This is a genomic window from Ruminococcus intestinalis, from assembly GCF_014288065.1.
GTDB classification, from domain to species: Bacteria; Bacillota; Clostridia; order Oscillospirales; family Acutalibacteraceae; genus Ruminococcoides; species Ruminococcoides intestinale_A.
Genome location: NZ_JACOPS010000005.1, coordinates 15,649 through 41,284, shown reverse-complemented (window position 1 = coordinate 41,284; position 25,636 = coordinate 15,649). Strand labels below are relative to the sequence as shown.

At 41.7% G+C, this 25,636-nt stretch carries 29 protein-coding genes, 1 pseudogene and 1 other annotated feature; of the genes and pseudogenes, 22 read left to right on the top strand and 8 right to left on the bottom strand.

Annotated elements, in window-relative coordinates; translation table 11 throughout:
• Window positions 1-157: 157 nt before the first annotated feature.
• Window positions 158-649 (top strand): annotated as a pseudogene (locus tag H8R91_RS10225) (IS110 family transposase); the annotation flags it as partial.
• A gap of 369 nt (window positions 650-1,018) precedes the next feature.
• Here the strand turns inward: H8R91_RS10225 and H8R91_RS10220 are convergent.
• Window positions 1,019-1,228, bottom strand: coding sequence for a helix-turn-helix domain-containing protein (locus H8R91_RS10220; protein WP_186936017.1), 210 nt, complete (start codon window positions 1,226-1,228; stop codon window positions 1,019-1,021).
• A 119-nt stretch (window positions 1,229-1,347) separates the two neighbouring features.
• Between H8R91_RS10220 and H8R91_RS10215 the strand changes: the two genes are divergently transcribed.
• The 3 genes from H8R91_RS10215 to H8R91_RS10205 are packed head-to-tail and all read left to right on the top strand — an operon-like array spanning window position 1,348 to window position 3,187.
• Window positions 1,348-2,079 (top strand): hypothetical protein, encoded by a 732-nt coding sequence (locus H8R91_RS10215; protein WP_186936015.1) that lies wholly within the window; start codon window positions 1,348-1,350, stop codon window positions 2,077-2,079.
• Window positions 2,080-2,093: 14 nt separating this feature from the next.
• Window positions 2,094-2,534: a hypothetical protein gene (locus H8R91_RS10210; RefSeq protein WP_186936013.1), complete on the top strand. Its 441-nt coding sequence runs from the start codon at window positions 2,094-2,096 to the stop codon at window positions 2,532-2,534.
• A complete protein-coding gene (locus H8R91_RS10205; protein WP_186936011.1) occupies window positions 2,531-3,187 on the top strand; it encodes a hypothetical protein in 657 nt (218 codons plus the stop codon). The genes H8R91_RS10210 and H8R91_RS10205 overlap by 4 nt, the downstream gene beginning before the upstream one ends.
• A gap of 77 nt (window positions 3,188-3,264) precedes the next feature.
• Here the strand turns inward: H8R91_RS10205 and argS are convergent, their stop codons facing one another.
• Genes argS through murI form a run of 3 tightly spaced genes read right to left on the bottom strand, consistent with a single transcriptional unit; the run spans window position 3,265 to window position 6,280 of the window.
• Window positions 3,265-5,001, bottom strand: a complete 1,737-nt coding sequence (argS, locus tag H8R91_RS10200) for an arginine--tRNA ligase (protein ID WP_186936009.1) — start codon at window positions 4,999-5,001, stop codon at window positions 3,265-3,267.
• Entirely contained in the window at window positions 4,985-5,446 is a 462-nt protein-coding gene (locus H8R91_RS10195) for a YwiB family protein (RefSeq protein WP_186936007.1), read from the bottom strand. The genes argS and H8R91_RS10195 overlap by 17 nt, the downstream gene beginning before the upstream one ends.
• A gap of 15 nt (window positions 5,447-5,461) precedes the next feature.
• Window positions 5,462-6,280, bottom strand: coding sequence for a glutamate racemase (gene murI / locus H8R91_RS10190; RefSeq protein ID WP_022235559.1), 819 nt, complete (start codon window positions 6,278-6,280; stop codon window positions 5,462-5,464).
• Between the two features lie 179 nt (window positions 6,281-6,459).
• Here murI and H8R91_RS10185 point away from each other — a divergent pair, with 179 nt between their 5' ends.
• From H8R91_RS10185 to rplL, 8 genes are all read left to right on the top strand, one after another.
• On the top strand, window positions 6,460-7,245 hold the full coding sequence (locus tag H8R91_RS10185; RefSeq protein WP_186936005.1) for a DUF7674 family protein: 786 nt from the start codon (window positions 6,460-6,462) through the stop codon (window positions 7,243-7,245).
• Window positions 7,246-7,401: 156 nt separating this feature from the next.
• The gene (rpmG, locus tag H8R91_RS10180; protein WP_022235557.1) at window positions 7,402-7,551 is read left to right on the top strand and encodes a 50S ribosomal protein L33; all 150 of its coding nucleotides are present in this window, start codon (window positions 7,402-7,404) and stop codon (window positions 7,549-7,551) included.
• Between the two features lie 12 nt (window positions 7,552-7,563).
• On the top strand, window positions 7,564-7,842 hold the full coding sequence (secE, locus tag H8R91_RS10175; protein ID WP_022235556.1) for a preprotein translocase subunit SecE: 279 nt from the start codon (window positions 7,564-7,566) through the stop codon (window positions 7,840-7,842).
• 37 nt (window positions 7,843-7,879) lie between these two features.
• Complete coding sequence (nusG, locus tag H8R91_RS10170) at window positions 7,880-8,407, top strand: transcription termination/antitermination protein NusG (RefSeq protein WP_022235555.1); 528 nt, start codon at window positions 7,880-7,882, stop codon at window positions 8,405-8,407.
• Between the two features lie 112 nt (window positions 8,408-8,519).
• Complete coding sequence (gene rplK / locus H8R91_RS10165; RefSeq protein WP_022235554.1) at window positions 8,520-8,945, top strand: 50S ribosomal protein L11; 426 nt, start codon at window positions 8,520-8,522, stop codon at window positions 8,943-8,945.
• Between the two features lie 54 nt (window positions 8,946-8,999).
• A complete protein-coding gene (rplA, locus tag H8R91_RS10160) occupies window positions 9,000-9,695 on the top strand; it encodes a 50S ribosomal protein L1 (protein ID WP_022235553.1) in 696 nt (231 codons plus the stop codon).
• A gap of 33 nt (window positions 9,696-9,728) precedes the next feature.
• Window positions 9,729-9,870, top strand: a sequence feature (ribosomal protein L10 leader region).
• Between the two features lie 40 nt (window positions 9,871-9,910).
• A complete protein-coding gene (rplJ, locus tag H8R91_RS10155; protein WP_022235552.1) occupies window positions 9,911-10,465 on the top strand; it encodes a 50S ribosomal protein L10 in 555 nt (184 codons plus the stop codon).
• 52 nt (window positions 10,466-10,517) lie between these two features.
• The gene (rplL, locus tag H8R91_RS10150; protein ID WP_186936003.1) at window positions 10,518-10,892 is read left to right on the top strand and encodes a 50S ribosomal protein L7/L12; all 375 of its coding nucleotides are present in this window, start codon (window positions 10,518-10,520) and stop codon (window positions 10,890-10,892) included.
• Between the two features lie 329 nt (window positions 10,893-11,221).
• On the opposite strand, the gene H8R91_RS12310 is transcribed toward rplL, so the two are convergent.
• From H8R91_RS12310 to H8R91_RS10135, 4 genes are all read right to left on the bottom strand, one after another.
• Entirely contained in the window at window positions 11,222-11,344 is a 123-nt protein-coding gene (locus H8R91_RS12310) for a hypothetical protein (protein ID WP_279287608.1), read from the bottom strand.
• 209 nt (window positions 11,345-11,553) lie between these two features.
• Entirely contained in the window at window positions 11,554-12,759 is a 1,206-nt protein-coding gene (locus H8R91_RS10145) for an aspartate kinase (RefSeq protein WP_186936001.1), read from the bottom strand.
• A 21-nt stretch (window positions 12,760-12,780) separates the two neighbouring features.
• Window positions 12,781-14,010 (bottom strand): homoserine dehydrogenase, encoded by a 1,230-nt coding sequence (locus H8R91_RS10140; protein ID WP_186936000.1) that lies wholly within the window; start codon window positions 14,008-14,010, stop codon window positions 12,781-12,783.
• Between the two features lie 97 nt (window positions 14,011-14,107).
• Window positions 14,108-16,516 carry a transglycosylase domain-containing protein gene (locus H8R91_RS10135; protein ID WP_186935998.1) on the bottom strand — a complete coding sequence of 803 codons (2,409 nt, stop codon included), beginning with the start codon at window positions 16,514-16,516 and terminating at the stop codon, window positions 14,108-14,110.
• Window positions 16,517-16,803: 287 nt separating this feature from the next.
• Between H8R91_RS10135 and H8R91_RS10130 the strand changes: the two genes are divergently transcribed.
• The 10 genes from H8R91_RS10130 (at window position 16,804) to H8R91_RS10085 (ending at window position 25,147) form a co-directional block, all read left to right on the top strand.
• Window positions 16,804-17,124: a hypothetical protein gene (locus H8R91_RS10130; RefSeq protein ID WP_186935997.1), complete on the top strand. Its 321-nt coding sequence runs from the start codon at window positions 16,804-16,806 to the stop codon at window positions 17,122-17,124.
• A gap of 232 nt (window positions 17,125-17,356) precedes the next feature.
• Window positions 17,357-18,307 carry an enoyl-[acyl-carrier-protein] reductase FabK gene (fabK, locus tag H8R91_RS10125; protein ID WP_022235546.1) on the top strand — a complete coding sequence of 317 codons (951 nt, stop codon included), beginning with the start codon at window positions 17,357-17,359 and terminating at the stop codon, window positions 18,305-18,307.
• Window positions 18,295-19,197: an ACP S-malonyltransferase gene (gene fabD / locus H8R91_RS10120; RefSeq protein ID WP_186935995.1), complete on the top strand. Its 903-nt coding sequence runs from the start codon at window positions 18,295-18,297 to the stop codon at window positions 19,195-19,197. Before fabK ends, fabD begins: the two co-directional genes overlap by 13 nt.
• Before the next feature lie 14 nt (window positions 19,198-19,211).
• Window positions 19,212-19,955 carry a 3-oxoacyl-[acyl-carrier-protein] reductase gene (fabG, locus tag H8R91_RS10115; protein ID WP_178585916.1) on the top strand — a complete coding sequence of 248 codons (744 nt, stop codon included), beginning with the start codon at window positions 19,212-19,214 and terminating at the stop codon, window positions 19,953-19,955.
• Between the two features lie 14 nt (window positions 19,956-19,969).
• On the top strand, window positions 19,970-21,196 hold the full coding sequence (fabF, locus tag H8R91_RS10110) for a beta-ketoacyl-ACP synthase II (protein WP_186935993.1): 1,227 nt from the start codon (window positions 19,970-19,972) through the stop codon (window positions 21,194-21,196).
• Between the two features lie 17 nt (window positions 21,197-21,213).
• A complete protein-coding gene (gene accB / locus H8R91_RS10105) occupies window positions 21,214-21,672 on the top strand; it encodes an acetyl-CoA carboxylase biotin carboxyl carrier protein (protein WP_186935991.1) in 459 nt (152 codons plus the stop codon).
• Window positions 21,673-21,681: 9 nt separating this feature from the next.
• Window positions 21,682-22,104 carry a 3-hydroxyacyl-ACP dehydratase FabZ family protein gene (locus tag H8R91_RS10100; protein ID WP_022234170.1) on the top strand — a complete coding sequence of 141 codons (423 nt, stop codon included), beginning with the start codon at window positions 21,682-21,684 and terminating at the stop codon, window positions 22,102-22,104.
• Window positions 22,105-22,136: 32 nt separating this feature from the next.
• The gene (gene accC, locus H8R91_RS10095; protein WP_178587003.1) at window positions 22,137-23,495 is read left to right on the top strand and encodes an acetyl-CoA carboxylase biotin carboxylase subunit; all 1,359 of its coding nucleotides are present in this window, start codon (window positions 22,137-22,139) and stop codon (window positions 23,493-23,495) included.
• 6 nt (window positions 23,496-23,501) lie between these two features.
• On the top strand, window positions 23,502-24,365 hold the full coding sequence (accD, locus tag H8R91_RS10090) for an acetyl-CoA carboxylase, carboxyltransferase subunit beta (protein ID WP_022234172.1): 864 nt from the start codon (window positions 23,502-23,504) through the stop codon (window positions 24,363-24,365).
• Window positions 24,365-25,147 (top strand): acetyl-CoA carboxylase carboxyltransferase subunit alpha, encoded by a 783-nt coding sequence (locus H8R91_RS10085; protein WP_022234173.1) that lies wholly within the window; start codon window positions 24,365-24,367, stop codon window positions 25,145-25,147. Before accD ends, H8R91_RS10085 begins: the two co-directional genes overlap by 1 nt.
• The last annotated feature ends 489 nt before the right edge of the window (window positions 25,148-25,636 follow it).

Sequence of the window (25,636 nt, the reverse complement as noted above, 5' to 3'; positions counted from 1 at the left end):
AACTGAATATTTATGTGTGTCTGATGCTCTTTCAAGCACAAATAATTAGGGCATTGAACCCTGTAAACTTATCTTTGGAGAGATATACTACTCAATCTTTCAGTGAGCATCCAGTCCCTGTTTGTTTTCTCAAAATATTAATTTTGAGGGATGTGTTATGCTAAAAATTGTTTATCCTGTTTGCTGTGGAATAGATGTCCACAAAACCTTTATCTATTGTTGCATTGCAACTACCGACAACAAGGGTATTACCACCTACAAAAGCAATCGTTTTTCGACTTTTACTAATCAACTGAAACGATGTGCAACTTGGCTCAAAGAGAAAGATTGTAAGGATGTTTGTATGGAATCCACGGGCAAATATTGGATTACTGTTTACAACATTCTTGAATTGTCCTGCAATATTGTTTTGACTCACCCAAAATATGTTAAAGCAATTAAGGGAAAGAAAACTGACAAAAGGGATGCCAAATGGATTGCTGACCTTTTTAAGCATGATTTAATTAACGGTAGCTTTATTCCTCCGGCTGATATTCATCAGTTAAGGGATTTAACCCGTTATCGAAACAAGTTAACCAATTTTATTGTCGGTGAGAAAAACCGTGCGCAAAATTGCCTGACTGTTTCCAATATCAAATTAGATGATGTTTTCATTTTATGGCTTGACTTTTATTTGCAGGACTCCTTAATGTAAATCCGTTGACATTATTATATAAAAATAAAAATAAAAAAGTGTATGCTGTCAGCATACACTAAGAAAATAAAAAAACTTATTTGATTGATAAAACTTAAATCTTTGGATTATGGTTTAGCACACGATTTAAGCCAAATAATTAAAAAATTTAGGTCAAGCCTTTGAAAAGGTTGACCAAACTTTTATAATTGCTTTGTTTAAATATTTTGTTAAACAATAATTTATTACATTTACATTAAATATAAAAATTAACATAATTACAATAAAATGTTTAAAAAGCTGTCGCCAAATCTTTCGGTTTGCGACAGCTTTTGTTTATAAAAATTAATTGGTTGTATCTTTCAATTCTAAAATGTAGTCGGCAGAAACCTTGTACAGCTTTGCAAGAGATATTAAAACCTCCGAGGGAATATCCCTGCTTCCGCTTTCGTATCGGAAATACTGCGGTTGTTTCATTTGCAAATAATCGGCTACATCTTTTTGCGTTAAATCGTGATCTTCCCTTAATTCTCTCAATCTTTTATAGTAATGCATTCTATCACCCTTTTTATTATTTACTATTGACAGAATAACATTAATTGTGATAAAATCTTTATATAATAACCATATGGTTATAAAGCATTGAAATAAACGATATATGAGGAGGCAATAAAATGAAAAAATCATTAAGTATAGTTTCTGTTTTGACAATGGTGCTATTGATGCTTTCTGGCTGCGGACATACTCACAAATTTGCAGATGCAACCTGTATCGAACCAAAGACTTGTATGGTGTGCGGAGAAACCGAGGGCAAGCCACTTGGTCATGATTGGCAGGAAGCAGATTGCGTAAATCCGAAAATCTGTAAAGTGTGCGGAGAAACTGAGGGTGAGTCACTCGGTCATGATTGGCGAGAGGCGGATTGTGTAAATCCGAAAACCTGTAAAGTGTGTGGACAAACTGAGGGCACTTCAAAAGGTCATTTGGTTGATATCGGTAGATGTAGTGAGTGCGGTGAATTAGTGAATGAAGGGGTAGCCAAAGATATTTCAAACGATATAACTACCGGTGCATCGTTCATTACATCAGCCACAGATACAATAACATCGGTAAGCAGTAATGCTATTTCAGCACAGTATCTATATAATGAGTTTACACAGGCACAAAATGATTTGAATGTCGCTAAATCTTATTTTCAGTCGGCAAAAAATTTGTGTAACGCTTACCCAAATGGAACGGAAAATATTTACGAAAAACTTACTGATGTAATAGATAAAATACCGTCAAATGTATATGGAAGCTCATATGATGATCTTATAAACTATGCGAATGATTGTGCAGATATGCTTCGTTCGTGTCAGAATTTATATGATACTATGTCAAGTTTTGCATCATCTATGGCTTAAAGTGAGGGTTACGAATGAACGATAAATATAAAGTAGCAAGAAAAGTTTTAATAGCATTTGCCTGTATTGTAGGAATGTCGGTAGGAGTATATATTATAGCTTATCCGTATGTAACTAATCCTATTTATTGGAACGAATATAGTTATCATTACAACGCAAAATTCGGTGCAGACTTTTATACTTACATATATGAGTTAACAGAATCAATTTTAAAACAAGTCCGTGATATAAACAGTAATATGCTTGACCTTTTAAGAGTAATAACTACATCAATCGGGTTGGCAGATATAGCGTATTTTTTTTATAAATTCATTGTATGTGTTACTGAACCAATCACAAAAGAGCAAGGTGTGATTAAAAATTCAGATACAAGTGATAATAATCTTGATGCCGCTGACAGTTGCAAAATAAATGAACAAAAGACAGATGTCATTTTCAAGGATGAAATAAAATGAAAAGATTGCTAAGTTTAAATTTAATGGTGTTTATGGTGTTGTTGATGCTTTCGGGTTGTGGACATACTCACGAATTTGAAGATGCAACCTGCACAGAGCCAAAGATATGTAAGATTTGCGGAGAAATTGATGGCAAGGCGCTTGGTCACGATTGGCAGGAAGCAAATTGTGAAAATCCGAAAACATGTAAAAGATGTGGGGAAACCGAGGGGGAGGCACTTGGACATTCTATTGATATAGGATTATGCAATAAATGCGGAAAGATTGTAAATAAAAATTCATTAAAAGCAATTTCAGATTTTATAATGGAAGCGGATTCATATATTACATCAGCAACCAATGAAATGAAATCTGCTGACTTAAATTCATCTGTTGACATGTATAATAAATATATAACGGCACAGGAGTATCTGACAAAAGGAAAAGTGTATTTTAAATCGGCAAGTACATTGTGCGATATTTATCCAAACGGTACTAAAAGTTTCTCAAAAAAATTGGAAAATGTTATTGCTAAAATACCGTCAAATGTTTACGGAAGTTCATATAATGACCTTATGAATTATATGAATGATTGCGCCGATATGCTTCGTGCATGTCGTGATTTATATGATGAAATGTCAAGTTTTACATCGTTTATTGCAAAAGGAGAATAGTTTGCTATATCTATTTGCAAAAATCCCCTCAGATTTAATATCTGAGGGGATTTTAACTTCGGTATCAATTATAAAAATTACATACTCTCCGGGCAAGAGATGTTGAACATTGTAAGAACATTCTTGATTACAACCTTTACGCTTTCGCAAAGTGCAAGTCTTGCCTGTGTGAGTGCCTCGTCTTCGCCCTTAACACGGCAGGCATTGTAGAACTTGTGGAAAAGTGTTGCAAGCTGTGTTACATAGCGGGTAATCTTGGTTGGGTCATAGTCCTTAGCCGCACTCTCAATCTCATTTGTATATGATGCGAGGTGGTGGATAAGCTCCTTTTCTTCGGGCGCTGTGAGAAGTGCAAGCTCCGCATCTGTACATTTGCGTGGGTTAATGCCGTCTTTTGCAAGCGCCTTAATGATACTGCAAATTCTTGCGTGCGCATACTGAACATAATATACAGGGTTCTGGTTGTCCTGTGCAACCGCAAGGTCAAGGTCAAAGTCCATCTGTGTATTTGCCTCACGGGTGTTGAATAAGAATCTTGCGCTGTCAACAGGTACTTCCTCAAGGAGGTCGCCAAGCTGAATTGCTTTACCTGTACGCTTGCTCATTCTTACTATTTCGCCGTTCTTAACGAGCTTTACAAGCTGCATAAGCACAACATTGAGTTTGTCGCCGTCATAGCCGATAGCGTCCATTGCGCCTTTCATACGCATTACATGACCGTGGTGGTCTGCGCCCCATATATCAATAAGAGTTGTAAAACCTCTGTCAAATTTATTTTTGTGATAAGCAATGTCGGCTGTAAAGTAGGTAGGGTTGCCGTTCTGACGGATAAGTACATCGTCTTTTAATTCAAGATTGTCAATGTATTTTTGAGTTTTGCCCTGCTTTAAAAGTTTTTCTGTAAGTACCTGCTTGTTCTTGTACCATACAGCGCCGTCCTGCTCATATGTAAGTCCTTTTTCCGTGAGTGTGTCAACAACCGCCTTTACAGCGCCGCTCTTATGAAGTTCACTCTCAAAGAACCACTTGTCATAAGTGATGTTGTACTTTGCCATATCGCTCTGCATTTTGCTTATATTCTTAGGAAGTGCAAAATCTACAAGAGCTTTTTTGCGCTCTTCGGAAGATACATTTACAAGGCTGTCGCCGTGAATGTCGGCATATTCCTGTGCGAGTTCTGTTATGTCAACGCCCTGATAACCGTCCTCGGGGAATACGATTTCGTCACCCTTAAAAATCTGGAGATAACGGGCCTCGAGTGAGCAGCCGAACTTTTCAATCTGATTGCCGGCGTCGTTTACATAAAATTCACGCCATACATTGTAGCCTGCCTTATCAAGAACAGCGGCAAGACAGTCGCCGAGTGCGCCGCCTCTTGCGTTACCCATATGCATAGGGCCTGTAGGGTTTGCGGATACGAACTCTACCATTACCTTTTCGCCCTTGCCAAAATCCGAATTGCCGTAGGTTTCCGGATTTTCAAGTACGCTGTTTACTACTGCAGAATAAAATTTTGAACCGAGGAAAAAGTTGATGAATCCCGGACCTGCGGTTTCAAATCTTTCGCACATTGTACCCTCAAGGTCGAGGTGTGATGTGATAGCCTGTGCAATTTTGAAAGGAGGCATACGGAAAGCCTTTGCGCCGGCCATAGCGGCATTTGTTGCAAAGTCGCCGTGTGATCTGTCGGCAGGTGTTTCTATAATAAAATCGGGTAATTCTGCCTGTGGCAGGTCACCCTCTGAAATTGCCTTTTCAATGGCAGAATTAATTGCAAGTTTAAGCTTGCCGACTGCTTCAGCATAAATGTTCATTGTTTTCTACCTCTTTCTTCTTTTCAATGTCTATTTTAAATCGGTTTTCACTCACAAGGTCCGAGTTGAAGTCAAGAGTGTAGATAACCTCAAGTGAACCACCGTTTTCGTTAAGATTGTTGTTCAGCGTTTTTGTAAACACACCGATTGAAAGCGTGCCCGCAATGGTTTGGTACATACACTGATGTCTTTTGCCTTTTTCAAGTATAAGTTGATAACTTAACGGTCCTTTGCGTGAAATCGTAACGGTTTCGTTTTCAACCTTAACCAGGTTGTTGAGAAACTTATCGGGCAAATCTTCGTCATATTCCTTGTAGTTTATAAGGAAATGACCGTTTTTCATCATATATTTACCCTCGGTAATTACTTCAATGCGGTCGTCTTGTCCTTCAACTTTCTGCTCACCGACAATCGAAATCATATAAGGATTCTTTTCTTTTTCCATAAATTCCTCCGATTATCAGTATTTTTCAATATCTATCTGCGTTACCGTGTGCTCCATATTTTTGCCAAGGAATAACTCCGCAACACTTTCAAAGCCCTCGGGAGTGTCGCTTACAAAGAATGATGAAGCGCCTTGCTCGGTGCTGTTGTTGAGGAGATTATTTTCTCCGAGCACCTTTTTGGTGTATAAAGCGGTTTCGTAGCCGGAGTCAATAAGCTCAATGCTGTTGCCGATTACGCTTGAAATCGCATCTGCAAGCAACGGATAATGAGTACAGCCCAAAATGAGTGTGTCAATATCATTTTCCACAAGCTCCGTAAGGTAATGCTTTATTGTGAGGCGAACAATCTGATCGTCTTTATGTATAAATCCGTTTTCCACAAGCGGAACAAAGAGAGGGCAAGCCTTTTCAAATACCTTAAATTCGGGATTTAACTTTTCAAGACGAGCCTTGTAGTTATGTGTGCTTATTGTAGCGGCTGTGGCTATAACGCCGATTCTGCCTGTTTTTGTCTTTTTTGCAGTAGCAAAGGCAGTCGGATTTATAACGCCTGTGTAAGGAACAGGCAGGTCGCTTTCGAGCTTTTTGCCTGCAACAGAACTTACCGTACCGCAGGCTGCAACAATCATTTTTACATTATTCTCAAGCAAAAAATTTGTATCCTGAAAAGCATATTTTGTAATGATTTCTCGGCTTCGGTTTCCGTAGGGAACTCTGCCCGTATCGCCGAAGTATATTATATTTTCATTTGGAAGAATGTGCAGAAATTCTCTTACCGCACTCAATCCTCCAAGCCCGGAGTCAAACACACCGATGGCATTAGCTGAAGACATATTAAAACCTTCTTTTCGTTATTGCATAAAATTATACCTCTTAATAATAACATATAAAGGCATCGGTTTCAAGTTAAAACAAAAAAATAATGCGTGCCGTTGCCCTTTTCTGTAATTGACAAGTGCACATATTAACTGTATAATATATTGGTGAATACATTTAGAAAGGATGTATGACTTTGGAAATAAAAAATGCTTTTGAATATATTGCAGGTAAGGTTGAGGCTCAGCTTGCTCCTGCCGGATATACAAGACAAAAGGTAGCGGCCGATGACAAGCAGGAAATTGTAGCGCTTTTTACAAGCGAAAATGTTGCTTATTCGGTAGTTTATTACAAAGAAAAAACTCATATGGTACTGCGCACCTGTACTATGACAGAGGAAGGCCCTGACAACGAGTGGAAAACTCTTGCCACATGGATGCTTGACGAAGAAAGCACACAGAAAGATGTCGAGAGTATTTCAAACGACTTTATTGAGGGCGTTTCGGGCGCTGTTGCCGTTAAGCGTGCAAAGCAGATTAAGCAGAAAAAGAAAAAGGACGATGACGGCAATGCGGATCCAAAGTTCCTTGCAAAGCGCTTTGTAGCTGTTTTCCCTGAACTTAAAGAGGAAATCAAGTACGAAGAGGACGGATATTTTCCGTTCAGAGGCGCAACTTTCGCAAAAGAAAAGATTGCTCCGAAGATTGTTGATTATGTAAAATCCGCAACAAAGCCGCAGCTTGAAAAACTCGTTGGTATCTTTAATCTTCAGTACAACAACGGCGATGTTGACACACGCGCAATTATCACCATAGTATTGCTCAATGCACTTGATGATGAGCAGTTCAACACAGTGTTTGAGTATTTAAGCGATGACCTGAAAAAGGCCGCAAAAGCCGCAAGAAAATACAAGGGCAAAAAGGTTAAGCCCGAAAAGCCGAAGAAAAAGAATGTTTCTAAAGCATCGACACTTAATGATTAATCTTATATAAAAGCAGAAATACTGCGATTTTTTGCGAAAAAACACTTGACTTAGTGTTTTGTATATGATAGAATAGTTATACCTCTGAAAGGGGCTTTATTTTTCTGCCCTATTGAGGGAGGCTAAAATATTCCGAAAAAACCGGGAGGTGCCGTTATGAGAGTTAAAATCACATTGGCCTGCACAGAGTGCAAACAGCGTAATTACAACACAATGAAAAACAAGAAAAACAGTCCCGACAGACTTGAAATGAACAAGTACTGCCGTTTCTGTAAGAAACACACTCCGCACAAGGAAACAAAATAATGGAGGTTTAAAATGGCTGACAAAAAGGTTGAAGCTAAAAAGGCTGACGCTAAGAAAGCGGATGCCAAGAAACCTGCTAAGAAAAACAAACAGAATGTTTTTCAAAAGCTTTTTAAGTACCTCAGTGCGTGCAAGGGTGAACTCAAGAAAATTACTTGGCCTTCACCAAAGCAGACTACAAAGAACTTCGGTATTGTTATCGGCGTAATTGTAGTTGTGGGACTGTTCATTTTCGGCCTTGACAGAGGACTTTTCGCTCTGCTCGGCTTAGTTATGAACACTTCAGCTTAATCTCTGTTATTACTAACTTACGAAAGGAAGAAAGTAAATGGCAGATCAAGAAGCAAAATGGTATGTAGTGCATACTTATTCCGGCTACGAAAATAAGGTAGCAGCTGACTTAATGACAACTGCAGAGAACAGAAATCTTCAGGATATGATTGTTGATGTTAAAGTACCTACAGAAATCGTAACCGAAACCGTCGGCGACAAAACAAAAGAGGTTGAAAATAAAATTTATCCTTGCTATGTATTTGTTAAGATGGTTTACACTGATGAAACGTGGTATGTAGTACGAAATATCAGAGGATGCACAGGATTTGTAGGACCGGGATCTAAACCTGTTCCACTTACAGATGCTGAGGTTTACAGAATGGGCGTTGAAACCCGCTCTGTAAAGGTGAACTACTCGGTGGGCGATTCAGTTCGTATTATCGATGGTCCCCTTGATGATTTTGTCGGTGTGGTTGAGGAAATCGACGCTGACAAAAACTATGTCCGTGTCATTGTTTCAATGTTCGGACGAGAAACTCCGGTTGAGCTTGAGTTAGGTCAGGCTGAACTGCTTGAGGATTAATCACAGATAATTTGCCTTACGGCTTATTATTGGGAACAAAATGTTCCCTGTGGGAGGGAACCTACATAGTGGTGTCCCGCAATTTACCACGAATTTTGGAGGTGCAAACACAATGGCTCAGAAGGTAGTTGGCTTAATTAAGTTACAGATACCTGCCGGAAAGGCTACTCCGGCTCCGCCTGTTGGACCTGCTCTTGGTCAGCACGGCGTAAATATCGTTGCGTTCACAAAGGATTTTAACGAGCGCACAAAGAATGACATAGGTCTTATTATCCCTGTTGTTATCACAGTTTATGCAGACCGTTCATTCACTTTCGTTACTAAAACTCCACCGGCAGCAGTTCTTCTTAAGAAGGCTTGCGGCATTGAGAGTGGTTCTGGCGTACCAAACAAGACAAAGGTAGCTCAGATTACTCGTGAGCAGATCACAAAGATTGCAGAGCAGAAAATGCCGGACCTTAACGCAGGTTCTCTTGAAGCTGCAATCAGCATGGTTGCAGGTACTGCAAGAAGCATGGGTATTACAGTAGTTGACTAATTATCCGGGTGGGAGGGAATTCCCGATTGACCACCTATCAATGGAGGAAAACTGATGAAACACGGTAAAAAATATGTTGACGCAGCTAAGCTCGTTGACAAATCAAAATTATACGAACCAGGCGAGGCTCTTGAAACTGTTATCAAGACAAGCACCGCTAAGTTTGATGAAACCGTTGAGCTTCATGTAAAGCTCGGTGTTGACAGCCGTCACGCTGACCAGCAGGTTAGAGGCGCTGTTGTACTCCCTAACGGTACAGGTAAAAATGTTAGAGTTCTTGCAATTTGTAAGGGCGCTAATGAGGAGCTTGCAAAGGAAGCAGGTGCTGACTTTGTAGGTGCTGAGGATATGACTCAGAAGATTCAGCAGGAAAACTGGATGGACTTTGATGTTCTTATCACAACTCCTGACTGCATGGGTCTTGTAGGTCGTTTAGGTAGAATCCTTGGTCCTCGTGGTCTTATGCCAAACCCAAAGGCAGGTACTGTTACTCCTGACATTGCTAAGGCTGTTAAAGAAGCTAAAGCAGGTAAGATTGAGTACCGTCTTGACAAAACAAACATCATTCACTGCCCAATCGGTAAGGTAAGCTTTGGCGCAGAAAAGCTCGGCGAGAACTTCGATACACTTATGGAAGCTATCGTAAAGGCTAAGCCAGCTGCTGCAAAGGGTCAGTACATTCGTTCAGTTGCCATTGTATCAACAATGGGACCAAGCGTTCGTATTTCACCTGCTAAGTTTGGTGTTTGATTATAATTACTTTAATGTTTACACCTTTGGTGTGAATATAAATTCGCTGTTCTAAAGACAGCAGGTGCAATATGCATAAAGGTTATACCGCCTGCCGAGGAAGATGCAATTTTACATTATTTTTGTATTTTTGCGGCAGTCCGAGGTCTAATCGGACTGCCTTGTTTTTTAAGAACTTTAGATACTGCGTTTAAAAAATTTTGGAGGTGAAATAATTGCCAAGTCAAAGTGTTTTAGAGCAGAAGAAAGTCATCGTTGAAGAACTTACAGCAAGACTTAAGAACTCTGTTACAGGTTTAGTTGTTTCATACGAGGGTATCAATACTGAGGACGATACAAAGCTTAGAAAAGAACTTCGTGAAAACAATGTACACTATTCAGTAGTTAAGAACACACTTTTATCTCGTGCTTGTGATGAAGTAGGTCTTGAGGGCATTAAGCCTGTTCTTGAGGGTACAACAGCTCTCGCTACAAGCGACAGCGAATACGCTGCTGCTGCAAGAATCCTCTGCAACTATGCTAAGGATCACGATAACTTTAAGGTTAAGTCAGGTTACCTTGACGGCGCTGTTATTGATATGGATACAATCACAGCTCTTTCAAAACTTCCTACAAGAGATGTACTTCTCGCAAATGTACTTGGTGCATTCCAGGCACCGATTGCTTCTTTCGCAAGAGCTATTCAGGCTGTTGTTGATAAGGGCGGTGTTGAGGCTTGTTTAGCAGCCGCAACAGAAGAGGCTCCTGCTGAGGAACCTGCTGCAGAATAATCTGCAATATTAACTTAAATTTTACAACTTATTATATCGGAGGTAAATTAAAATGGCATCAGAGAAAATTACTGCTATTATTGAAGAATTAAAAGGCCTCACAGTTCTCGAGCTTTCAGAGCTTGTACACGCTGTAGAGGATGAGTTTGGTGTATCAGCTGCTGCTGCAGTTGCTGTTGCAGGTCCTGCAGAGGCTGCTTCTGCTGCTGCTGAGCAGACAGAGTTTGATGTAGTTCTTAAGAGTGCTGGCGGCAACAAGATTGCTGTTATCAAGGCTGTTCGTGAGATCACAGGTCTTGGTCTTAAGGAAGCTAAGGCTCTCGTTGACGGCGCACCTAAGACTCTTAAAGAGGCTGTATCTAAGGACGAGGCTGATGAGATCAAATCTAAGCTCGAAGCAGCTGGCGCTGAAGTTGAAGTTAAGTAATTTAATTTCCAAAGTTTTTTATCCCGACGGATTTGTCCGTCGGGATTTTTTGTTTGGCTTTTTATTAAGATTTCTTTATCAAAAATTGGGTAATTATGGTTTAGCTTAATTTACTGCAATGTTAAAATACATAACTAAAAGGTTTGATCGACCTTTTTAAAGGTCGTGGGTGTGGGCAAAGCCCACAAATATTTTCTGCTTACGCAAACTAACGATAGCCAAACAGCTTGCTGTTTGGCGGTTTGAACACAACGGCGAAAGCCTTTGCGAGAGCAATAAAAGAAAATACACTTCATTTTCATAGTCAACGCAATGCTTTGACTATGCTTTTAGCGTTTCTGCTTATAATGGCTGTCGCCTGTTTTGCCAAACTTAAGTGCAAGCACGCAAACAGCGTGGCTGTTTGCGCCCGATAAATTATAATATCGGAAGATATTATGGGCGCTGCCCAAACCCGCAAGCCTTTAAAAAGGCTTGACCTAAATTTTTAATTATTTCACTTAACTTGCGCGATGAACTACCACACCCACAACCTTTGAAAAGATTGACCAAACTTTTATAATTATTTTGCTAAGCGTTCTATAAAAACCTTATAAAATTAACGATAAAATAAAAGCTCCCCAACAAAGAGGAGCTTTTGATATGCTTATAAAACTATAAATTAATCAAAGAACTTAGCGTGGATAGCTCTAACAGCCTTATCTGCATCGTTCTCATTAATAAGAACAGAAACCTTGATTTCGCTTGTGCTGATCATCTGGATGTTTACCTGTGCATCGTAAAGAGCCTCAAACATCTTTGTTGCAACGCCTGCGTGGCTTTCCATACCTGCGCCGACAATTGAAATCTTAGCTACGCTCTCGTCAACGAGGATTTCTGTACCGTCAAAGTTCTCAATGTAATCTTTGAGAGCCTCGGCAGCTTCGGCACCTCTTGACTTAGGAACTGTAAAGCTGATGTCTTTCTTGCCGTCGTGACCGATTGACTGAAGAATAATATCTACATTGATATCCTTAGCAGAAAGTTTTGAGAAGATTTTAAAAGCAAGACCTGGCTCGTTAGGAATACCTGTTACAGAAATTCTTGCAACATCTGTATCTTTAGCAACGCCGCTGATTAACATTTTTTCCATTTTTGTTTTCTCCTTTACTATTGTACCCGAAGCTCTTGTCATACTTGAGAGGACTTCAAGCTCGATGTTATATTTTTTAGCCATTTCAACTGAACGGTTGTTGAGTACCTGTGCGCCGAGTGTAGCAAGCTCAAGCATTTCGTCATAAGAAATTTCTTTGAGCTTTCTTGCGTTTTCAACTTTTCTTGGGTCGGCTGTATAAACGCCTTCTACATCTGTGTAAATCTGACAAAGGTCAGCGTGCATTGCAGCTGCAATAGCTACGGCGCTTGTATCGGAACCGCCTCTGCCGAGAGTTGTAATATCGTCTGTTTTAGCAAGACCCTGGAAACCGGCAACAACAACAATTCTCTTTTTGTCAAGTTCATGACGGATACGGCTTGGGTCAACCTTTTTGATTCTTGCGCTTGTGTGAATGTTGGTTGTTTCAAAACCTGCCTGCCAACCAAGAAGTGATACAGCAGGGTAACCAAGCTTTTCGATAGCCATTGCAAGAAGTGAAATAGAAATCTGTTCACCTGCTGCAAGAAGCATATCTTTTTCTCTCTTTGAACCATTTGGATTAATTTCTTCGGCTTTTGCGATAAGATCGTCTGTGGTGTCGCCCTGTGCAGAAACAACAACTACAACATCGTTGCCCTTAGCGTATGTTTCTGTTACGATTTTAGCCACATTCATTACACGCTCAGCATTTGCTACGGAGCTACCGCCGAATTTCTGAACTATCAAACTCATGTCCTTTTACTCCTCTTTCAATTATAAATCACCTATGCGGATTTTTGAAATAACCTTTGCACCTCTGCTTTCGAGTGCTGCGATTTTTTCAATAATTTCACCATAGGGTAATTGCGCTGTTACAAAGGCAATCTCGCCCTCGGGGCTGTCAGCCTTTTCAATTTTATCTATACAGCCGAATACTTCCTGAGCAAGCTCGAATGTTGTGTTTGCTCTGATGTACATTGCTGTTACCGACTCCTCATAAGGAAGAATATTGTCGCCGTTGCCGTCTGCCCAGAACAAGAACTTTCTTGTCTTTAAGTGTTTGCAGCAGTCAACTACATCGGCTACAACTGCACTTGCTGTTGGGAGCTTACCTGCGCCCTTGCCGTAGAATACTACATCGCCTGTGCAGTCGCCTCTTACCATAATGCCGTTGAACTCGTAGTCAATGTTTGCGAGCTGGCTCTTGTTTGGTACAAACATAGGAGCAACAATAATATCAATCTTGCCGTCGTCGAGACGCTTAACTCTGCCGATAAGTTTAATAACGCAGTTGTAAGCCTCTGCATATTTTACATCTTCAAGAGTAATCTCGGTGATGCCCTCTGTATGTACAAAGTTCGGATAAACATGCTTACCGAAAGCAAGGGAAGCAAGAATACAGATTTTACGGCAAGCGTCGTGACCTTCAATATCTGCGGCAGGGTTTCTTTCGGCAAAGCCGAGATCCTGTGCAAGTTTGAGGGCAGCGTCAAACTGCATACCGTCCTCAATCATCTTTGTGAGGATGAAGTTTGTTGTGCCGTTTAAAATACCTGCAATTTCATCAACAATATTTGCTACAAGGCACTGACTGATTGGGCGAATAATCGGAATACCGCCGCCAACCGATGCCTCAAATAAGAAGTTTACATTTTCGTCTTTTGCAATCTGTAAAAGCTCTGCACCGTGAGCCGCAACTAACTCTTTGTTTGATGTTACTACGCTCTTGCCGGACTTAAGGCACTTCTTTACAAAGTCATATGCAGGGTTAAGACCGCCCATAACCTCAACAACAACTCTTACTTCTCTGTCGTTTAAGATGTCGTTAAAGTCCTTTGTAAATCTGTCGGCCAAAGGGCTGTCGGGAAATTCACGCAGGTCAAGAATGTGCTTTACATAAATTTCTTCTCCGATGCTTGCAAAAAGCTTCTGTTTGTGTGTTGTAAGAATTTCGGCTACGCCTGAGCCTACAACGCCGTGGCCCATTATTGCTACTGAAATCATATTCTAAATCCTTTCCTTTCAGTTTGGAATTTATAACTTCCTTATGTATTTAATGAAGAACTGCCTGTAAGCAGACAGTTCTTCAAGATAAACTGACTTAAGCTCCCGGAGCAGATACATTTCCTCCGCTTTCTTCAGGCTTAGGCTCTTCGCCGCCCTGGCTTTCGGCAGATGAGGTATCTCCGCCGCTTTCTTCAGGCTTAGGCTCTTCACCGCCTTGGCTTTCGGCAGAAGAAGTATCTCCGTCGCCACCGCCTGAGTGACTTTCGTCACCGGAATAAGAGCTGTCTGAATAATTAGATGATGAATCGTAATTATAATCATCGTAATTATCGGAATCGCTTGAGTCGTAGTAACCGTCCCAACCGCCGTTTGAAGGCATATTGTCTTCTGTGTAATAACCGACATATTTGCCAGAAACATTTTCGGTTGACACAATAAGACCCGAATAAGGGTTGTACTGTGCTTCAATAAGGTTAGACGGGAATTTGAAGTCCTTGTGCTCCATACCGCTTAAGTACGAGCTCATAACCTTGTTAAAGGTGTTTGTTGCAACATTTGTATTTGAAATTGTGTGTGGGTAGTCAAAACCTGTCCAAATAGCAAGTGTAGCGTATGGTGACATACCGCAGAACCATGAGTCCTTGTCGGCATCGGTTGTACCTGTTTTACCGATAATATCCCAACCGCTGATTCTTGCAGAGCCTGCGGCGGTATTCACTGAGTTTGTTACATTGTAGTGGAGAAGTCTGTTCATAATAGCGGCTGTTGTTGGTGAGTAAGCCTGCTTTGGAACAGCGTTTCTGTTATCAATAATAATGTTGTCCTCTGAGTCTGTAATGTAGTAGTAGGTGTAAGGATTGTAGTAAAGACCGCCGTTGCCCATATAGTTGTAAGCAGCAGCCATTTCACGAACTGTTACACCGCCTGTAAGACCACCGATTGAAAGTCCGCCCGAGTTGTAAGCGTCCTGCTCGTCAAGGTGAGAAAATCCCATTTTTGTTACTACCTGCTCGTAAGCCACGCTCGGACCGCCAATCATTTTCATAGCCTGAGCGGCTGTACCGTTTGAAGAAATTTCGATAGCGTCAGGCAAAAGCATTGTGCCCTTGTAGCCTTCGTACCAGTTCTTAGGGCCTGAAACAAGCTCGCCGTACTCGTTAGTTTCGTACTTTTCGAGCGGTGCGTCCTCAATCTGAGATGAGAAGTAGAGCATTTTGTTGTCGATTGCGTATGGATAAACAACAACAGGCTTGATTGAAGAACCCGGCTGGAGAGATGACTCTGTCGCTCTGTCCCAGCTTAAAGCCCCTGTCTTTTTGTCTGAGCTGCCGACAGTAGCAATTACTCTGCCGTCAAACCCCATAAGCGTCATAGCTATCTGTAATTCGGGGTCGCTGCTTTTGTCAATGTTCTGAGCGGCATTTTCTATCATTTCCTGCGCTCTTACATCCATTGCGCAGTAGATTTTAAGACCCTCTGTGTAAAGTTTATCAGATGCTGCGTCCTCGCTGATGTTGTAGTACTGAGCAAGGTCTTTCTGAGCGTCATAGAAAAGCTCGTCAATGTACCAGTTCTGAACATAACCGTCATCGTTGTCATCTTCATCGTCACGATCGCTTGTGTAGCCTACAAAAGTCATATTTGCAGACTCTTTCATAGCGGCATCATATTCGTCCTTGGTGATTTTGCCCTGGTCATACATTTCGTTTATGATGATTTCTCGTCTGATTTTATTGTTTTCCGGATAAGCAAGAGGATTCCATTTTGACGGGTTTTGAGTAATGCCTGCGATAGCCGCACATTCTGCGATAGAGCAGTTTTCAATGCTCTTGTCAAAATAAAGCTGTGCTGCCGACTCAACGCCCTGACAGTTGTTGCCGAAGTTTACAACATTTAGGTAAGCCTCAAGAATTTCGTCCTTTGTATATTCGTTCTCAAGCTTGAGCGCTTTGCAGATTTCACGCATTTTTCTTGTGAGAGAAACTTCGTTGTCATCTGTTATATTCTTGATAAGCTGTTGGGTAATTGTAGAACCGCCGTAAGAATCTGTGCCCGAGGCAAGACTTACTACGGCAGAGAGGGTTCTTGTCCAGTCAACTCCGTGGTGGTCGAAGAAACGCTTGTCCTCAATGGAAACAACGGCGTCTTTCATAGCCTGCGGAATCTTTTGGTTGTCAACCCAAATTCTGTTTTCTGTGCTGTAAAGAGTTTGATACTGTTCAAACTTGCCGTCTGAATTTTGTACCATAATAAAACTTGTCTGGTTAAGCGATTTTGCTCTGAGGTCAATGCCTGTCGGTTCGGACGCAAGGCTCGCAATGTAAATTCCGAGCGAAATAGTTGCGATAAGACCCGCAACAACGCATACCGAGAAAATCGTAAAAATAAATTTACCGAGCGCCTTGAAAAATCTTTTTATCGGATTTACCTTGCGAACGGCAGGGTTAATCTCCGGCTGAATATCTTTATATTGACTGATGTCTGTTTCACGCTTGTTACGCATAATTTCTCCTTCTTTGACAAAAACAAAGTTAATCTCTTAAATTTTATCCAAAAACAAAAAATATCAGTTAATGATTATTATACCACTTGAGAATAAAAAAATAAATATAAAAAGCCAAATTTTTCTTAAAAAATAAGCCTTTTACAAAGAAAAATTTTATATAATATAATGTAATATATGTATAATAATACAAATAAGCGGAAATATATAGTTAAAACAGTTAAAAATAAAGCTGAATTTATTGCCGAGAAAGTATTGAATTTAGCAAATTACAGGGAGTTTTTGATGTGAAAAAGCTTATTTGCGCAACAGGAATCATATTAATAGCTTGTGCGGTAACAGGAAATTTATTTACCGCAGGTACAGATGCGTCGGCTCAAACCGTACAGCAGAGTAATACCGAGGATAAGTGTGAGGAAGATGTTTTTATCCTGAAAATAGAGGACGGCTATCTGAATGTTTATTATAAAGAAAGCGGTAATATTTACCTGAAAACGGGAACTATGTCCTCAAATTTGCCGAAAAGCGATGTAATGCAACTTGAAAAAGGTGTTGAAATTACAGGGAAGGAAGCGCTTAGAAGAGCAGTGGAGGACTATTGCAGTTAAAGATTTTTAAAAGTTATTAATAAACTATGTGGATTGCCAATAAAAATAGAAAAGATTAAAATTGCTTGTTGATGTAAACTACACTATTTTGCATTATGTGTATTGACAATTTATGTAATTTGCGGTAGTATTTAAACAATAGTGTAAAACTGCAATTATGAACAAATGTTGTTTTGCGTTATGCTCAAAAACACAAAGCAGACGCAGAAATACAAAAAAGGAGAATGTACATATGATTTCTACCGTTATTGATAAATCACTCGGTCTTGAATTTCCTATTTTTCAGGGCGGTATGGCTTGGGTAGCAGACGCTTATCTTGCAGCCGGTGTTTCAAACGCAGGCGGTCTCGGCCTTATTGCCGCAATGAATTCAAACGGAGAACAGCTCCGTGCCGAAATTAAAAAGTGTAAAGAACTTACAGACAAGCCTTTTGGTGTAAATATTATGCTTATGAGTCCGTTTGTCGAAGAGGCGGTTCAGGTTGTTATCGAAGAGGGCATAAAGGTTATTACAACAGGCGCAGGCAACCCCGGTAAGTATATGCAGAGGTGGCTTGATGCAGGTATTAAAGTTATCCCTGTAGTTCCGAGCGTTGCTCTTGCAAGAAAGATGGAAAAGTTAGGTGCATTCGCAGTTATTGCAGAGGGCGGTGAGTCAGGCGGCCATGTAGGCGACCTTACCACAATGGCTCTTGTTCCGCAGGTAGTTGACGCTGTAAACATTCCTGTAATTGCAGCAGGCGGTATTGCAGACGGCAGACAGATTGCTGCGGCATTTATGCTCGGCGCTGTAGGTGTACAAGTAGGTACAAGATTTTTGGTTGCCACAGAATGTACAATCGCACAGGAGTACAAGGACAAAATCATAAAGGCAAAGGATATTGATACAGTTGTAACAGGTAAAAGACTCGGTCATCCTGTTCGTGCTATCCGTAATTCCTTTACCCGTGAATATACAAAGGCAGAATACAACTCATCGGAAGTAAGTGACGAAGAACTTGAAAAGATGGGTGTCGGCAGATTAAGACTTGCTGTAAGAGAGGGCGATGTTTCGCACGGTACGGTTCTTGCAGGTCAGGTTGCCGCAATGGTAAAAAAAGAACAGCCTGCAAGAGAAATCATTACAGAAATGTTTGCTCAGGCTGAAGAAGTATTGAATGGAGCTACAAAATGGGTAAAATAGCATTTGTTTTTTCAGGCCAGGGCGCACAGTACAGCGGAATGGGAAAGGAACTTTACAATTCCTCTGCCGCAGCCAAAAGCGTATATGATATGGCAGACGGTATCCGCAAAGGTACATCTGCACAGTGTTTTGAGGGTACAACAGAAGAACTCTGCAAAACAGTAAACACACAGCCTTGTGTATTTACGGCAGACCTTGCTGCTGCGAGATTCCTTGAAGAAAAGGGTGTTAAGGCTGACTGCGTTGCAGGCTTTTCACTCGGCGAAATTGCGGCTCTTGCTTTTTCGGGTATTCTTTCGGACGAAGAAGCTTTCAAACTCGTTTGCAAGAGAGGCGAGCTTATGGATAAGGCGGCGACCGAAAATCCGGGTGCGATGGCTGCCGTAATGAAAATTACTCCCGAAAAAGTTGAAGAAGTTTGCAAGGACTTTGACAAGACATATCCTGTAAACTATAACTCGCCTGCACAGACAGTTGTTGCTACAACAAGCGAAAATGCAGAGGCTTTCTGCGAGGCTGTCAAAGCAGCGGGCGGCAGAGCAAAATTGCTTGCGGTAAGCGGTGCTTTCCATTCACCGTTTATGGCAGATGCGGCAAAGGGCCTTGCGGAGTATATGCAGGACATTGAGTTTGCACATCCTAAAGTAACAATTTACTCAGACTATACAGCAAAGCCGTACGAGGGTGACTACAAGGAACTTGTAAGAGCACAAGTAGAAAATCCCGTAAGATGGCAGACAATTGTTGAAAATATGATTAAAGACGGTGTTGACACATTTATTGAAATCGGTGTCGGCAAGACTTTAACAGGACTTATCAAGAGAATTGACAACAGCGTTAAGGCTTTCAAGGTGGAAACACCTGCTGATTTTGAAGCACTTGACCTTTGATTTTGGAGGATATTATGAAATTTGAAAACAAGACAGCCGTTATTACAGGCGGTTCAAGAGGTATCGGTCTTGCAATAGCTAAAAAACTTGCAAGTCAGGGCGCAAACATTGCTATTCTTTATGTTGGCGATGAGAGCGAGGGCATTGCCGCAAAAGAGGCTCTTGCAGAGTACAACACAAAGGTTGAGCAGTATTTCTGCGATGTTTCCGATTTTAACGCATCAAAAGAGGTTGTTGACAAGGTAATCGAGGAATTCGGCGGAATTGATATTCTTGTAAATAACGCAGGTATCACCCGTGACAAGCTCGTTCTCAATATGGACGAAAAAGACTTTGACGCAGTAATCGGCGTAAACCTCAAGGGTACATTCAATATGATTAAGCATACCTACAAGCACTTTATGAAAAAACGCTACGGCAGAATTGTAAGCACATCTTCTGTTGTAGGTATTATGGGTAATGCGGGTCAGGCTAACTATTCGGCATCTAAGGCAGGCATTATCGGTATGACAAAGTCTGTTGCCAAAGAGCTTGCAGGCAGAGGCGTTACTGTTAATGCCGTTGCTCCGGGTTACATTGGCACAGATATGACAAACGCACTTTCAGACAAGGTAAAAGACGCTATGAAAGCACAGATTCCTGCAAAGCGTATCGGTACACCTGAAGATGTTGCAAATGTAGTTGCGTTCCTCTGCTCTGATGATGCCGCCTATGTAACAGGCGAAGTTATCAAAGTTGACGGCGGACTTGCAATGTAATCGGAGGTGCTTTAATGAGAAGAGTAGTAGTAACAGGTATGGGTGCAATAACCCCTGTAGGTAACGATATAGATACAATGTGGGCAAATATGCTCGCAGGTGTAAACGGTGTTGAAAAAATCACATCATTTGATACTTCTGACCTCAAGGTTCACCTTGCAGGTACTGTAAAGAACTTTGAGCCGGAAAAATATATTGAAAAAAGAGAGTTAAGAAAGCTCGATATTTACTGTCAGTACGCTATTGCGGCAGCACAGCAGGCTGTAGACGACAGCGGAATCCTCGGTAATATTAACGAGGAGCGTTTCGGTGTGTATATCGGCGCAGGTATCGGCGGACTTCACTCATTTGTAAACAATGTAACTGCACTCAACGAGGGCGGCCCGAGAAAGGTATCTCCTTTCTTTATTCCGATGATGATCGGTAACATTGCCACAGGTAATGTAGCTATCCGCTTTAAAGCAAAGGGTGTTTCACTTTCGGTTATGAGCGCTTGTGCAACAGGTACACACTCAATCGGCGAGGCTTTCCACGCAATTAAGGACGGTTATGCAGACGCAATCATTGCAGGCGGTACAGAGGCGGTTATCGCTCCTCTTACAATTGCAGGCTTCCAGAATATGAAGGCTCTTTCCACAAACGAAGATCCCGAAACAGCATCACGCCCGTTTGATAAAAATCGTGACGGTTTCGTAATGGGCGAGGGCGCAGGTATGCTCGTACTTGAAGAATATGAGCACGCAAAGGCAAGAGGCGCTAAGATTTATGCTGAATTTGCAGGTTACGGCAATACTTGTGACGCTCACCATGTTACAGCTCCCGACCCTGAGGGTGCAGGACTTGCAAGAGCAATCAAAATTGCTATGGCAGAGGCCGGCACAACCGATGACGATCAGCTTTATATCAATGCTCACGGTACTTCAACCCACTTAAACGACCTTACCGAAACAATGGCGTTCAAGTCGGCTCTCGGCGAAAAGGCTTACGATGCAAATATCAGCTCAACAAAGTCAATGACAGGTCATATGCTCGGCGCAACAGGCGCAATCGAAGCTATTGTTTCTGTTCTTGCTCTCCGTGACGGTATGATTCCGCCGACAATTCACTTAAATGAGCAGGACGAAGAACTTGACCTTAACTACACACCGAACAAGGCAGTTAAGCGTGATGTAACAGTTGCCGCATCTACAAACCTCGGTTTTGGCGGTCATGACGCTTGCGTAGTATTTAAGAAAATCTGATTCGGAGGGCTGTATTTATGTATTCTAAAAACGATGTTAAAGAATTTATCGAAATGCTTGAAGGCTCATCGCTTTCGGTACTTGAAATAAAAAACGGTGACGGTTCGGCTATCCGTCTTGAAAAGGCAATTTCTGCCGCTCCTGCCGTTGTAATGCAGGCAAATGCTCCTGCATCGGTTAACGAATCGGCTCCTGTGGCTGCTCCTGCAGCACCTGCCGCTCCGTCGGCTCCTGTTGCCGAGGGCAAAACAATCAATTCTCCTATTGTCGGCGTATTTTATGCCGCTCCGTCACCTGACAGCAATCCTTATGTTTCTGTGGGACAGAAAATTTCAAAGGGTGACACAATCTGCATAGTTGAAGCTATGAAGTGTATGAATGAAATCCAGTCAGAGCTTGACGGCGAGGTTACAGAAGTTCTTGTTAAGGACGGCGACCTTGTTGAGTACGGTCAGCCTCTGTTCAGAGTTAAATAAGGAGTTACAATGAATCAGGAAGAAATCAAAAAGATATTACCGCATCGTGACAATATGCTGCTTGTTGAAGAGGCAGAAAAAATCGACGATGTTACCTCAAAGGGAAGATATACAATCAAGGGCGACGAGTTCTTTTTACAGGGACATTTTCCGGGCAATCCTGTTGTTCCGGGTGTTATTCTCTGTGAAATGATGGGACAGTCGGCTTGCTGCCTGCTTGCGGGCAAGGTTGAGGGATGCACACCTTTCTTTACAAAAATGAACAATGTAAAGTTTAAAAATCAGGTAAAACCCGGCGATACACTTGAAAGTGTATGTACTCTTACAAAGAGCAAGGGTGTGTTCTATTTTATTGATGCAAAAGGTTATGTTGACGGCAAGCTTTGCGTAAGTGCCGAGCTTTCTTTTGCTCTTATTCCAAATAATAAGTAACTTATTGCAAATTTTCTTTTGGAAGTGATAAAATGTTTTCAAAAATACTTATAGCCAACCGAGGAGAAATTGCAGTAAGAATTATTCGTGCTTGCCGAGAAATGGGTATCAGTACAGTTGCAATATATTCTGAGGCGGACAAAAACGCAATGCATGTTCAGCTTGCTGACGAAAGCTATTGTGTTGGCGGCAGCAGAGTTGCCGACAGCTATCTTAATATGCCTGCTATACTTACCGTTGCCATTGAAAGCGGCGCACAAGCCATTCACCCCGGCTATGGTTTGCTCTCGGAGAATGCAAAATTCGTTTCTCTTTGTGAGCAATGTAACATAAACTTTATCGGCCCTACATCAGAGATGATAAAATTACTCGGCGATAAGGACAATGCAAGAAAAACAATGCGTGCGGCAGGTGTTCCCGTAACACCCGGCTGCGATATTATAGAAGACCCCGTAAAAGCAAGGGAAGAAGCCGAAAAAATTGGTTTTCCGCTGCTTATAAAGGCTCGTTCGGGCGGCGGCGGAAAGGGTATCCGCAGAGTAGACTGCATTGAGCAGTTTGACGAGGCTTTTGCGGCGGCGTCTTCGGAGGCACAATCTGCTTTTGGTGACGGCGCATGTTATATGGAAAAGTTCATTCACCCCGTAAAGCATATAGAGATGCAGCTTTTGAGCGACAAATACGGTAATACTATCTGTCTGGGTGAAAGAGAATGTTCAGTCCAGCGTAAAAATCAGAAGATGATTGAGGAAAGCCCAAGTCCTGCACTTGATGACAGAACCCGTAAGGAAATGATGAAAGCGGCTGTAAAGGCGGCAAAGGCTGTAAATTATGTCAATGCAGGTACGGTGGAGTTTTTGCTCGATATGGACAATAACTTCTACTTTATGGAGATGAATACCCGTCTTCAGGTTGAACACGGTGTTACCGAGATGGTAACAGGTCTTGATATTGTACAGTGGCAGATAAGAATTGCGGCAGGCGGAAAACTTACAAGAACCCAGGACAGCATTTTTACACACGGTAATGTTATTGAGTGCCGTATTAATGCAGAAGACCCGGAGCACGGTTTCAGACCGAGCTGCGGAAGAATTAAGCGTTTGCATATACCGGGCGGTTCTTTTGTCCGTTTTGATACAGCTGTATTTCAGGATTATTTTATTCCGCCTTACTATGATTCTATGATAGGCAAGCTCATTGTTCAGGCAAGAAGCCGTGAGCTTGCGATAAGAAAGATGAAAATGGCTCTTTCGGAGCTTACCATTGACGGAATTGACATCAACCGTGACTTGCTTGCCGAGATTTTGTCGGACGAGCAGTTTGTCAGCGGAGAATATACTACTGACTTTATGCTTGATTTTGAAAAAAAGCATAAGGACGGAAAGAAGTAATAGGCTATGGATTTATTTGCTTTTGTAAAACCGAAAAATGAGCTTGAAAGCAGACCCGAGGAGCAGACCAATGTACCGTTTGTTCCCGAGGAAATGTGGACAAAATGCCCTAAGTGCGGCACTATGCTCCTTACAACAGATATGGAAGAAAATTTCCGTGTCTGCACAAAGTGCGGTCATCATTTCAGAATGAATGCAAAACAGCGTGTGGCACTTCTTGCCGATGACGGCAGTTTTTGCGAGCATGACGCCAATATGGCAAGCAAAAATATTCTCGATTTTCCAGGCTATGACCAAAAGCTTGAAAAAGCAAGAGCCACAGGTTCAAAAGAATCCGTAATGTGCGGTGAATGTAAAATCGGCGGTATTGACGCAGTGCTTTGCGCAATGGATTCCGATTTTATGATGGGCAGTATGGGTACGGTAACAGGTGAAAAAATCACCCGTGCTTTTGAATATGCTACCGAAAACGCACTTCCGGTTATAGTTTGCACTGTATCGGGCGGCGCTCGTATGCAGGAGGGTATTCTTTCCCTTATGCAGATGGCGAAAACTTCCGGTGCGGTTAAGCGCCACAGCGACAGCGGACTTTTATACATAACAGTTCTTACCGACCCTACAACAGGTGGTGTTACTGCGTCTTTTGCTATGGAGGGCGATATTATCCTTGCCGAGCCCGATACTCTTGTAGCTTTTGCGGGCCCGAGAGTAATTGAGCAGACTCTCCGTCAGAAACTCCCAAAGGATTTCCAGACATCGGAGTTTGTAATGCAGAAAGGTTTTGTTGACGCTGTTGTAAGCAGAAACAACCTGAAAGCTACACTTGTAAAATTGCTTAAGATGCACGGATACGGGGAGGTGTCGGAATAATGTCTGCTTATGATAAAGTTATGGCGGCGAGAGATGCCAATAAAATTACAACTGTTGATTACATAAATCATATGTTCGGCGACAGCTTTTTTGAACTGCACGGCGACAGGAGATATTCCGACGATAAGGCAGTTGTGGCAGGCCTTGCTATGTTGCACGATATGCCTGTAACCGTAATCGGAATTGAAAAGGGCAGAAATACAAAAGAGCGTATGGAGCGCAATTTCGGACAGGCTCATCCGGAGGGCTACAGAAAAGCTCTAAGACTTATGAAACAGGCTGAAAAGTTCCACCGCCCTGTTCTTTGCTTTGTAGATACCAGCGGTGCTTACCCGGGAATCGGAGCGGAAGAAAGAGGTCAGGGACAGGCTATTGCCGAAAACCTTATGGAGATGATGACTTTAAAAACACCCGTGCTTACAATTGTTGTAGGTGAGGGCGGCAGCGGCGGTGCGCTTGCACTTGCTGTTGCAGATGAAGTATGGATGATGGAAAATTCTGTTTATTCCGCAATTTCTCCGGAGGGTTGTGCGTCTATCCTTTGGAAAGACAGTTCCAAAGCTCCGCAGGCCGCAGAGGCACTCAAACTTACTGCGCAGGATTTATTTGACTTGCATGTAATTGAGCGTATTATCAGAGAGCCGAGGGCAGAGGATGCCGCTATGTTTGAGAGTCTAAAACTCTTGATTCAGAGAACTTTTGAAAAAAATCTTGCACTTACCGACGAAGAACTTACTAATGCCCGTTATGAAAGATTCAGAAGAATAGGTGCCGATTTATAATTCTAAGTATAACCGTCTGCTTTGCAGGCGGTTTTTTTGTGGAAATTTTGAGAAGTTGTTTGAATGTAGGGGTGTGGATTAACTTATTTTCGGTCGGGTAACAGAGGCAGAAAAGAGCAATGTTTCTGTCACGAATATAAAAGTTTGGTCAACCTTTTCAAAGGTTGTGGGTGTGGGCAACGCCCATAAAACTTTAATCTATTGCAAATTTTAATAGCCAAACGGCAAGCCTTTTGGCGGCTTGAACATAATGGAGAAAGCCTTTTAATTGCGTAAGCAAAAATATGGCAGAAAGATTATTTTATAAGTTTGTTGCCTGTAAACTACTTATGCACTATAATAAAATGCCTACCATTCCGCTTTTCTTTTGCGTGAAAAGAAAAGCTCCAAAAGAAAGCACGCTTAAAGGGAAAGGGATTTCGAGTCCCTTTCCCCTTAAGTATCCCTTTTCCTTAGACGACCAAGGTCAGTGACCTTGGAACCTCTAAC